This is a genomic window from Lagierella sp. ICN-221743 (genome assembly GCF_037890055.1).
Lineage (GTDB): Bacteria > Bacillota > Clostridia > Tissierellales > Peptoniphilaceae > Mediannikoviicoccus.
In genome coordinates, this window is record NZ_JBBKBD010000030.1 from 1 (window position 1) to 10,992 (window position 10,992).

Genomic DNA, 10,992 nt, shown 5'->3' on the forward strand with positions numbered 1-10,992 from the left:
TAGCGGGTAGTTTTTTGTTTCGTTCGCAAGCGAACTCAACAGACTAAAGTCATTAATATAAATTTCATCGCTTTTTCAAATTCCACCATCTGTTCTATCTTAAAATCTTCTGTTGCATCTACATATATATCCATTGTTGTACTAATATCAGAATGACCTAGAATAGACTGCATTGCTTTTGTATTTATATTTTGTTCATTAAGCCTTGTAGTAAAGGTGTGTCTAAAAATGTGATTGCTTAAATGTGGAACTAATAGAATATCATTAGAGTTCGATTTATTTTTATCCATTATACTTAAGAGTGAAAAGAAGTCTTTCTTGGCAACCAATTTTGAAATAGAATTTGCTTATATAAAAAGGTCCAATTCCCACTGCAGGAGTAACAGTGAAAATTAGACCCTCTTGGTAACTATCATCTAAAAGTCTTTTAGAATTTCTTTAATTTTCTAATCCCCTTTTAAGTGTCATATTTATATTTTTTTATCTCTGGCATACTTTGATACCTTTTTATACTTAAAGTCTTTAATAGTGGCTTTCCACCTCTTTTTATCTATAAAGATTCTCCTACATCATAGTTCATTTTTTTAGTTCCACCTTGATGTCTTAGTTTGTCTTTATCTTCTTCATACCAATTAAGGATTGTTACATAATGGTCTTTATAGTATTTCCCAGAGCTTTTGATATATCTTGATAGCTTTTCAATCATTGTATCTGTATGACTTTGCAGCTTATCCTTTAACTTATGGTATTCTTCTTCAGTTAATCGAACATTTTGATATTCTCCATAAAAAATAGGGGTGGACTTTTGGATAGGTATCTCCTCCCGATATTCTCCTTAATCTTTTTATCCTCTTGTCTGTGAAAAATTCTTCTTTTAATTTTATCCAATAATATCTTTTGTTTGTTGCCATTCTAATCCTCCTTGCAATAAAAAAAGAAGTAGATTTTTTCTCTACTTCTCCTAAAAATTTATTTTTCATTATTCACAATTTTTTTATAATTTTCTAGATAAAAATACTAGATGCTCTTTCTCGTCCAGATGGCATTCACATTTAAATCCTATCTTATTCAATGTTTCTGTAAGATATTCGGGAGAATAAACTTCAAAATCTAGCATATCCGCCCATTTTTTTATGTTTTTATGCTCTCTATATGCTCCTTCGTTGCATATTAGAAACTGACCGTCTTTTACTAGAACACGATGGATTTCCCTAAAAGATAATTCTATATTCTTCCAAAAATAAATTGTTTCAAAGGCAGTTACTATATTTATGGATTCATCTTCAAAAGGTAGTTTAGCCACATCTGCTTCAATAATTTTACACCTGCCATCTCTTATAGCTTCGCTATTTACTGAACTTGCAATATCTACACTTGTTTTTGAATAGTCCATTCCATATACTTTTTTAGCCTTTGTTAGGAAGTATTGAACATTACGTCCACCACCACATCCTAGATCTAAAACTACATCCGAGGTTTTAATATGCAGAAAGGATCTGCCCCATTTCGCCAATTTTTCGTGACCAATGTTCATTCCTTTCACCATGAAACGACCACCGAAATTATTTTTAGGATTTTTTACATTTTCAAAAAATTTTTTTAACATTTTCACCTCCCATTGATAACTATTATCATTGTTATTCTATCATAAATTTTATGTTTATTCAATTTTATATCCTTTCTACATTGATATATTCCAGATTTTCGATAATCGAAATTCTTGATTTCCGATTTTCGGAATTCTTGTTATTATGGTTATTTAAGGGTGTAACTTTTCGTTACTCCCTTAAATTTCTCTGGTCATATCTTTTTTATATTTTGAACTTCTAACATCTTCCATCTCTTTCATAAATAATATTAATCATTAACAGCAATTGGCTTTGCATAATAAACAAAGATCATTGCGTCATATAAATCTTTTGGAACTTCTTTTACCCTATAAGTCCTTGGCATGAATTTCATAAGAGGAGAATATCCTTCACCCAGACTTATCATGTTGATTTCTTTATTTATAAGGTCAAAAGTTTCTCCATCTTTAACTTTTGTAAAATCTAAATAATATTTTCCTTTAAATTTTCTCGCACTGTAAGCTAAAGGATCAGCAGATACAAAGACATGGTTTGACCTCTTGTTATCTGGACCAGCCACATTGATATTAACAATTCCCTTATAAAAGTCTGTTCCAATAATAAAATATTTTTCTCCAAAAATTTTCTTTAAGTGAGACCCCATTGGCTCATAAAATTTTTCACTTTTTGCAATGTGACCGTTGTGTCCAGAAATTAAAAGCATCTTATTTCCCTTTGATTTTTCAAAATCACTTATCCATTTAACATTCTCAGCCATAAGCTCATCTCTAACATTATTTACTTTTACATAGTCATTAAAATCTAATTCGTAATATTTTATGCTATTTAATATATTTGTAAGAGCTCTTGAAGCTATTTTTGCATCTGAAGAGGATAGGGCGTCTGCATAAGCTTTTATCTCTAACAACAAAGCTTCCTTATCTTTTATCTGTGAAATCTTAATTTTTTCATCTTTTATAAAAGAAAGCTCCTTTTTCAAGTCTTTTTCTTGTAATATATTATTTTCCTTACAAAAATCTAATATTAAATCAATAGATTTTTCTGGATTTTGCATGTCAAAGCCGTAAAAAGAAAGTTTGTCCTCATCCTTGGCTTTTTGATTGTAGTCAAACATATAATTTATAAGATCGCTCATATTCTTTGTGTGATAAATATTAAAAGAAAAAATTCTTGAAATATTTTCATCTCTCTTGTTTCCGTGAATGTAATTGTTGATTATCATTCCTTCGCCAAAATCAGCTTCAATAGCAAAGCTCTTTAAATTATTTTTTTCAACTAAAGTCTTTAAAACTTCTAATTTTAAATCTTGAAAATCAGAATTCCCGTGAGCCGCTTCCCCAAGTCCAACGACTTGTATATTGTCATCTAAGTTTATTTGGCTTACAGCTTTGCCATAGTCTTCTATATCAGAAATATTTTTTCTGGCATTTAACTTCGGAAGATTAATCCATAAAAAATCCCCAATCCCTATAAGAATAATAAGGGATACTAAAAAAATTAAAATTCCTTTAAATATTTTCTTTATCATTTTCTCACCTCTTACTACATTTTTTTAATATTTTATCATACTGTTGCTTCTTCTTTTGCCGCTTCTTTTTCTGCTTCCATTTTCGCTTTTGCTGCCTTTATTGTGTATGTTATTATGGTTTGTGCTGCTTGACCTGCTTCTTTACTTATTTCTTCGTTTATCATGTTTTTCTCTCCTTTGCTTGTTTTTATTTGGTTGTTGGTAGTGGTGGAATGCCTTATTTTGATGTTTATATAGCTTTCTTAGGTATTTGTACCTTTTATACTTTAAAATAGCTTACAATGCCTTTCCACCTTTAGTAGTTTATGTGTGTTCTTTTGTCTGATAGATAATTTTTCATGTTGGAATATATAATCTGCACTTCTTCATTGTTCATCGCTTTTATTTCTTCTGTGCTTTTATATGTTTTGTATATTCCATCTTGATCTGCTTTTATGAGTTCATCTATTAGCTCTTGCCTTTTATTCATCTCTATTACCTCCTAGATCTGCCTTTATTTTCTTGGTTATATTGTAGCTTGGATAAGATATTTTTACAAAGTCTTACCTTTCTTGATCCATTTTCTTGTTTTTCATCATTTCTCTGTATTCATTATCTTTAATAACTTGGTCTTGGAATTTTTTAATCTGTGCTATTACACTTGGTTTTTCACCTTGTTTTATTAGCTTATCTATTTCTATGGATAAGTCTATACCTAATTCTTTGTTTACAAAATCTACTGAATATTTTATATGATTAATTTCCTGGTATTCATCTTTTATCTTGTCTTTTTCTTTATTTATTTCTTCAAGCTTTGCCATTAAATACTCATTTATTTAGTCAAACATCAAAATGGATGTATTTACTTAAAACTCCATTTATTTGCTCGCTCTCTTATTGAAATGAATGATTTATATATCCCATCTTGAGTTATAAGCTCATTATGCGTTCCTTCTTGTACTATTTCCCCTTTATCTAAAACAATGATGTTGTCTGCTTTCCTAACAGTTTCTAACCTGTGTGCAATCATAATAACTGTTTTATTCTGTACTAAATTATCGATGGCTTGCAAAATATGGTGTTCATTTTCTACATCTAAAGCACTGGTAAATTCATCTAAAATCACAATGGGAGCATCTTTGAGTATTGCTCTAGCTATCGCTATTCTTTGTTTTTCTCCGCCGGATAAAGTGCTACCCGCTTCGCCAATTTTAGTTTCGTATCCTTTTTGCAAGCTTTTTATAAAGTCATGACAGCGCGCTTTTTTTGCAGCGGATATAACATCCTCATCACTGGCATTTGGCTTTGCCAAACGAATATTATTCATAATTGTATCTTCAAACAAATACACATTTTGAAATACCATACTTATATTTTTCATCAATTCTTCGGTGGAGATATTTGTTATTTTTGCTCCACCAATCAGAATTTCTCCTTCGCTTACATCATAAAATCTCGGTATAAGCTTGCAAAACGTTGTTTTTCCTGAACCTGAAGGTCCGATAATCGCTGTAAGTGTGTTCGGTTTAAGAGCTACTGATATTCCCTTTAAAACTTCTCCTTTTCCGTAAGAAAAACTTACATTTTTAAATTCTATTTCATTGGATTTTATATTTTGAATAGGTGATAATACCTTTATTTCTTCAGCATTTTCCATACTGCTTATATCCTTTAGTGAACTATCTAAAAGCCCAATCATAGAAAGAATAGAACCTGCTTGACTTACAGACTGGAATATTACAAAGCTCATAATCAATAAATTAATGGCTTTTTGAGGAGAAATTTCTCCACTATTCCACATAAAAAACGCATAGCTAATAATCATAATTTCAAACAGCTGTATCGTAAGACCGGCACCTATGCTTGAGGGAATAGATTTTTCGGATAAATTTATATTATTAACACAACTACCATCTATATCTTTTTTTACTCTTTCATCTTTTTCTCCCATACCAAAAGCCTTAATTACGCTTATTCCCTGTATAAATTCAATAGCACTTTCCGTTAATTTTGTTTGTGCTAATTGTCTTTTGGGAGCTTCCCTTCTTGAAATTTTCATTTGATAATTAACTACAAACAAATATGTTAATATGCCTGCAAATATTACAACGGAAACTTGCCATTCATAGTAAGCAAATCCTAAAACTATTGATATAGCAGATAAAATTCCACCTATCACATGAATTAAAATGATTGGTGCAACTTGTTCTACAGTTGAAATAGATGTAGTCAGTGTTGAGTTTATATTTCCTACTGAATTTTTGCTAAAGAACCCTAAATAGAGTTTTTTAAATAATGAGCCAAAATATAACCTTTTATCTTTCGCCATCTCAAATCCAACGGATACAGAACCCAGTTGTGTGAAATAACCAAGACCAAATACTCCGATAATACATACAATTCCGAGTATCATTACCTTATAAATATAATTGTCCATTAAATTACTATTAAACATGGCGTTTACCGCTAAAATTATTGCTATCATTTTCAGCATAACGAATATGCCTTCTATAAATGATAGAATTAAAATTTTGACTAAACTGTCTTTTCTTTTCTCACTAAAGTTCCATACACTTTTTAGAGCTTCAAACATATTCTCACCTCCAATCAATTTGCTATTTCATATAAATGCTTATACGCAGAACACGACTTAATAAGTTCTTCATGTTTTCCATCGCAAATGATTTTCCCATTTTCCATATATATGATCTTATCTGCATTTATGACAGTTTTAATTTTATGTGTAATAACAATTAGTGTTTTTCCTTTGGTAAATTCCAGTAACGCTCCTTGAATTTTTTCTTCATTTTCAATATCGGTACTTGCAGTTGCTTCATCTAATATGATAATTGGAGCATTTTTTAGAATTGCTCTGGCAATAGCTATTCTTTGCTTTTCTCCGCCGGATAACCTATCCCCTGCGATGGTGTCATATCCATCAGGCAAAGTTACAATAAAATCATGGCAACCGGCTCTTTTAGCAGCTTCTATCACCTCATCATTCGTTGCATCTTTTTTACCTATTCTAATATTTTCCAAAATAGTATCATCAAATAAAAATGTATTTTGATCCACATAGGAGATAAGAGTATTCAGGTCATTCATTGAAAGGTCTTTTACCCCTATACCACCTATTTTTATTTTTCCTTTCTCAAAATCCCAAAATCCGGCTAAAAGTTTCATTAGAGTTGATTTTCCTGAACCTGAAGTACCAATAATTGCAGTCATAGTTTTTTCTTTAATGGTTAAATTCACATCATCAACATCATTTTTTGTCCCATCATAAGAAAATTGTAAATTTTCAAACGCTATGTCGTATGTCATTTTTTCTTTTAAATTAGAATTCTCACTTCTCTTAAGTTCCGGATAATCTAAAATTCCTTTTATTTCCTTAGCAACAGTTCCCATCTGTGCCAATTGGTCAACATAACTGGATGCTTTAACAATCGGTTTAAATATTCCAAGAGAAATCATCATAAACAAAAATAAACTTTGCTCAGTAAGAAACCCATTATTAAAAAATATCAATCCCACAACAATTGTTGGAAATATAGATACAGGAGCTATGCTATAGGAAAGAGACGCATAAATCTGTGAGCTTTTCATCCAATTTATAGCATACTCCGCATGGCGTATGACTGCATTTTTATATTTAGCATAGGAACTATCTTCCATATTGAAAGTTTTAATTACCTCAATCCCCTTGACATACTCTATAACCGCTTGATTCATATTCTTTTGTGCCTGTACTTGTCCCTCATATTTTTCCTTATATCCAATCATCATAAGCATTCCGATTGATAGTCCAAATATAACCCAAAGAAATATAATCCCGGTAAGCTTAATATTAACTGCAAGCATCCAAACAATCATGGCAATAGGTATCAATAAATTTGCAGTCATCTCAGGAAGTAGATGTGCTAATGTTTTTTCTATATCTTCCACCCTGTCTACCAATATAGTTTTTAATGTTCCACTAGGATTCATATCAAAATATCCCATCGGCAATCTAACAAATTTATCACAAATTGCATATCTTAAGTCCTTTAGCGTTAAGTATGCTGCTTTATGAGATATAAGTGTTGAAATATTTGAAAGCAGCACCCCTGATATTTTGCAGATTATAGTGAAAATCAAGACATATATCATGTTGTTTCCATGAAATCCTTTGAAGATATATCCCGCTAAAATTCCAACAAAAGCATAGGATAAAAGTTCGCATAGAACAGAAAGCATACTTAGCATAACAGATAAAATATATCTTTTTTTGTATGGCTTTATAAACGAATCCATTTCTTTAAAAAAGTTTGGTTCTTTCTCTTTTTTCATGACTTCACCCTATGAATTAGCTTCTTTTTCTAAAATATGTTTCCTTACGACCTTGCTACCTATATAAGCTCCTGCGATTGCTGAAACTATAACTAAGGCAAGTAAAATCAGCGTTCCCCAAGAAGAAATCATTTTGCCTGCCGCTGTAATATTTGAAGCCAACTCCTTTTCCTTCATGGCTCCTATAGTTTTATTCAAGGCTATTGTATATGGATAAATTACACTTCCAATTGAAGCCAAAGTTTGCTGAATAACATAGCTGATTCCAATAACTTTTAAATTACCATAACCTTTTTTATATAATAAGAACTCTGCTATCAATCCTGAAATTACAAACATCAAAATATATGGTGGATAGAATGCTATCACTCCTTGAATAAGGGAATATATAAAAAACGCTCCTCTTTTTTTCACTTTCACTCCGATAACATAGAAAACAATACCCTGTAATAATGAGTAAAGCACGGGTGTTAAGAGTATGGTAATTGGTGTTGCATACATGAATGTTCCTATCGAAAATATCAAAATGTTACACAATGATAATAAAGTAACTGTAATGATATCTTTCGCTTTCAATTTGTTTTTGTGCATGATTAAGTCCTCCTATTTTTATAAAATATTTATCATCAAAATTACTATCATTCCAATCATCAATATGTAATCGAATAAATTGAACTGTAAAGTAACATAAGATGATTTTTTATGATTTAAAGCAATTCCTCTTGTTTCTGCTGAAGCTGATAAAGTTTCGCCTATTCTTATCACTCGAAAAATGAGTGATACAATTAGAGCCTCGAGATATTCTATTTTTTCTTTTATTATATTTTTATGCTTCCAACTTCCTCTATTTCTAAGCACCTGTCTAAGTAATTTAAAATCATTCCTTAGCACTGGGAAAAACCTGAAAGAAACTGCAAGAATCAATAATAACTTCTCAGGTATTCTTATTTTTCTAAGTCCCGCAAGCATATTTGTTGTCCCTCTACCTCCAAGAATAATAGGAAATAGTAGAAATATTAAAATAAATCTAGGAAACAAATTTGCCGTAAATATTGTAATTTCATTCGGATATATGATTTCAAGACCGTAAATAAGCCCTATAATGACAGAAGTAATTCCTAAAGTCTTGTATCTTCTATTTGCAAGAGAAAAAACGAGAGCTAATAAATTGCATTCAAAAATCAAACTTTTATTGTCAATTCCTACTGCAACCATACAAAGAAGCCAAAACAAAATATTTGTTCTCGGATCTAATAGATTTTTTTCTCTTTTTGCAGGAGGTTGATGTTCTAAATCTTTTCCAAATATACTTTTAATGCTTTCAATATCTCTATTCTCTTTTACTTCACAAATCCTTTGTATCGTTCCATCATCAAGTTCCAAACATTTATCCGCAGCTGATGAAATAAATTCTAAGTCATGGCTAATGGTTATCACGATTTTTTTCTTTTTCATATCGTTTATCAATCCCACTACAGTATCTAAACTTCTTTTGTCCATTCCTGAGGTTGGTTCATCTAAAATAACCACACTTTTATCCGAAAGATACGCCATCATTAAGGTTAATTTTTGCATTTGCCCACCTGAAAGAGAAAATGGATGCCTATCACGATATTTCCACATATCAAACTTTTTAAGTAGATCTTCTATCTCATCATATTTGTTTCGATTTACACCGTACTTCAGTTCAGATAATACAGAATTTGTAAAAAATTGAAATTCAGCTTCTTGCATAATAAAGAGGCTATCCTGCGATAGCTGCCTATGGCTCAATTCTTTTTCCTTTAGAAAAACTCTTCCCTTTTGTGGTTTCAATAGTCCACATATACATTTTCCTAAGGTGGTTTTACCTGAACCATTTTTGCCAATCAAGCAAGTCACTTCTCCCAAATAAGCTGTAAACGACAAATCATTTAAAATATGTTGTTTTTTATATCCAAAGGATATATTTTTCACCTCTAATTTATCATTGACAACATTAGAACACTTCTTCTGAACCTCAATCTGCTTCAAATCCGTAACTCGTAAACACAAATTATTTAATTCATCCTTAGAAAATATCTTAAAATCGTCCTTATCATACTTTTCATAAAAGCTTCCATTTTTTATTAGCCAATATTCATCAGCCAACTCTTTCAAATAGTAAAGCCTATGTTCACTGATTATTAGAGTTTTTCCATCTTCTTTTAGAAGCAATAAGATATTTTTCAGTTTTTCTATGGCTAAATAATCTAAGTTTGCGGTTGGCTCGTCAAGTAAAATAATATCCGTATCCATTGCCCAAGCAGACATAATCACTATTAGTTGACGCTCTCCGCTTGAAAGTTTGAATACTTCCCTGTTTTTCAAATACTCCAAGCCAAATTTTGAAAAAGCTTCTTCTGTTCTTCTTTTTATTATTTCCTGGCTTAACCCTTTATTTTCAAGTCCAAAAGATACTTCCGTATCGCTTTCCATTGTAAAAAATTGACTTCTTGGATCTTGAAAAACTGACGAAATCAATTCTCCAACTTCTCCAATGTTCTTGTTTTCTATATTGTTGCTATTTACCAAGATATAGCCATTAAATATCCCATCATAGAACTCCGGTATTAAATGGTTTAAGCACCTAAGTAATGTTGATTTTCCACATCCACTTTCGCCACAAAGAACTATGCAATCTCCTTTTGATATGCTGCCAATTACATCATCTAACGACTTTTCCTTTTTGCCTTCATAGGAAAAATCTATTTTAAAATCTAAAATATTTTCATCCTTCTCGCCTTTATCATACATAAATTCAATACCTATTTATAATTTCATCAAATATCTTTTCCCAACCCGCCCCAACAAATTCGCCGAGCATTTTTGTGTACTCGATTGTCTCCTCTTTGCTATATCCTTTTTCAATCACTAATTTAAAAGCACTAAATTGTTGATTCATTAAAAGCTCTACCAAATCTAATTTCATCTCACTTATATTCGGGTCTATATTTTCCCTTATAAATTGTTTTGTTATGGAAATTTTATTATTCATCATTTCACGAAATATTGCTTCTACAGAACTGCCTTTACTTGAGCAAAGTAATAGTTTGCACTCCTCGTAATATTTAAATAACACATCTACATATCCTTTGGTTTCTTTTTGAATGCTACGCAAAAAATGATCAAAGTTTTTATCTACGCAATATTCCCTATACGAGTATTCGTTCTCTTTTCTTTTCACACTTATAGCTTCTAAAAATTCTTTTATCAAACTATAAAAAAGTTCATCTTTCCCTTTATACCTTGTATAGATTGCTCCCGTTGTAACTCCCGCTCTTTTAGCAATATTGCCTATTGAAGCAGCCTGAAATCCATTTTGCAAAAACTCTATTTTAGCAGCTTCAATGATTGGTTTATCAAGTTCATGGTTTCTATTTGCCATGTCCATTCCTCCATTCTTACAAAACTTTAATTTTAATAGTATAATCAATAATTGAACTATCGATAATGATATTATTGATTATACATCAGTTAGTATTATCTAACAATAGTTGTAAGATATTTTTTTAGAAAATTTACTGATTTACATATTTATTTGTATGA

8 protein-coding genes and 4 pseudogenes are annotated in these 10,992 nt (G+C 30.8%); all 12 read right to left on the reverse strand.

The features are described from left to right. Positions 1-35: 35 nt before the first annotated feature. Positions 36-299, reverse strand: a pseudogene (locus WKS98_RS09385) (tyrosine-type recombinase/integrase); the annotation flags it as partial. A gap of 251 nt (positions 300-550) precedes the next feature. Further along, positions 551-911, reverse strand: a pseudogene (locus WKS98_RS09390) (hypothetical protein). An 83-nt stretch (positions 912-994) separates the two neighbouring features. Then, positions 995-1,606, reverse strand: coding sequence for a class I SAM-dependent methyltransferase (locus WKS98_RS09395; RefSeq protein ID WP_498918799.1), 612 nt, complete (start codon positions 1,604-1,606; stop codon positions 995-997). A gap of 251 nt (positions 1,607-1,857) precedes the next feature. Continuing rightward, positions 1,858-3,117 carry an erythromycin esterase family protein gene (locus tag WKS98_RS09400; RefSeq protein ID WP_019034484.1) on the reverse strand — a complete coding sequence of 420 codons (1,260 nt, stop codon included), beginning with the start codon at positions 3,115-3,117 and terminating at the stop codon, positions 1,858-1,860. A gap of 50 nt (positions 3,118-3,167) precedes the next feature. Continuing rightward, positions 3,168-3,281, reverse strand: a pseudogene (locus tag WKS98_RS09405) (PcfB family protein); the annotation flags it as partial. Positions 3,282-3,412: 131 nt separating this feature from the next. After that, positions 3,413-3,586, reverse strand: coding sequence for a hypothetical protein (locus WKS98_RS09410; protein ID WP_407862693.1), 174 nt, complete (start codon positions 3,584-3,586; stop codon positions 3,413-3,415). A gap of 73 nt (positions 3,587-3,659) precedes the next feature. After that, positions 3,660-3,920: pseudogene (locus WKS98_RS09415) on the reverse strand (nickase); the annotation flags it as partial. A 38-nt stretch (positions 3,921-3,958) separates the two neighbouring features. Then, positions 3,959-5,689, reverse strand: coding sequence for an ABC transporter ATP-binding protein (locus WKS98_RS09420; protein WP_498918801.1), 1,731 nt, complete (start codon positions 5,687-5,689; stop codon positions 3,959-3,961). Positions 5,690-5,703: 14 nt separating this feature from the next. Next, the gene (locus tag WKS98_RS09425; protein ID WP_498918802.1) at positions 5,704-7,425 is read right to left on the reverse strand and encodes an ABC transporter ATP-binding protein; all 1,722 of its coding nucleotides are present in this window, start codon (positions 7,423-7,425) and stop codon (positions 5,704-5,706) included. A 9-nt stretch (positions 7,426-7,434) separates the two neighbouring features. After that, complete coding sequence (locus WKS98_RS09430) at positions 7,435-8,016, reverse strand: MptD family putative ECF transporter S component (RefSeq protein WP_498918804.1); 582 nt, start codon at positions 8,014-8,016, stop codon at positions 7,435-7,437. Between the two features lie 18 nt (positions 8,017-8,034). Further along, positions 8,035-10,200: an ATP-binding cassette domain-containing protein gene (locus WKS98_RS09435; protein ID WP_498918806.1), complete on the reverse strand. Its 2,166-nt coding sequence runs from the start codon at positions 10,198-10,200 to the stop codon at positions 8,035-8,037. Positions 10,201-10,204: 4 nt separating this feature from the next. Continuing rightward, complete coding sequence (locus WKS98_RS09440) at positions 10,205-10,831, reverse strand: TetR/AcrR family transcriptional regulator (RefSeq protein WP_498918808.1); 627 nt, start codon at positions 10,829-10,831, stop codon at positions 10,205-10,207. Positions 10,832-10,992 lie beyond the last annotated feature (161 nt).

What these genes read in the sequence shown, in the direction of transcription:
- WKS98_RS09395 (WP_498918799.1), bottom strand. Translation starts at nt 1,606, where the DNA reads ATGTTAAAAAAATTTTTTGAAAATGTAAAAAATCCTAAAAATAATTTC.
- WKS98_RS09425 (WP_498918802.1), bottom strand. Translation starts at nt 7,425, where the DNA reads ATGAAAAAAGAGAAAGAACCAAACTTTTTTAAAGAAATGGATTCGTTT.
- WKS98_RS09440 (WP_498918808.1), bottom strand. Translation starts at nt 10,831, where the DNA reads ATGGCAAATAGAAACCATGAACTTGATAAACCAATCATTGAAGCTGCT.
- WKS98_RS09410 (WP_407862693.1), bottom strand. Translation starts at nt 3,586, where the DNA reads ATGAATAAAAGGCAAGAGCTAATAGATGAACTCATAAAAGCAGATCAA.
- WKS98_RS09430 (WP_498918804.1), bottom strand. Translation starts at nt 8,016, where the DNA reads ATGCACAAAAACAAATTGAAAGCGAAAGATATCATTACAGTTACTTTA.
- WKS98_RS09400 (WP_019034484.1), bottom strand. Translation starts at nt 3,117, where the DNA reads ATGATAAAGAAAATATTTAAAGGAATTTTAATTTTTTTAGTATCCCTT.
- WKS98_RS09435 (WP_498918806.1), bottom strand. Translation starts at nt 10,200, where the DNA reads ATGTATGATAAAGGCGAGAAGGATGAAAATATTTTAGATTTTAAAATA.
- WKS98_RS09420 (WP_498918801.1), bottom strand. Translation starts at nt 5,689, where the DNA reads ATGTTTGAAGCTCTAAAAAGTGTATGGAACTTTAGTGAGAAAAGAAAA.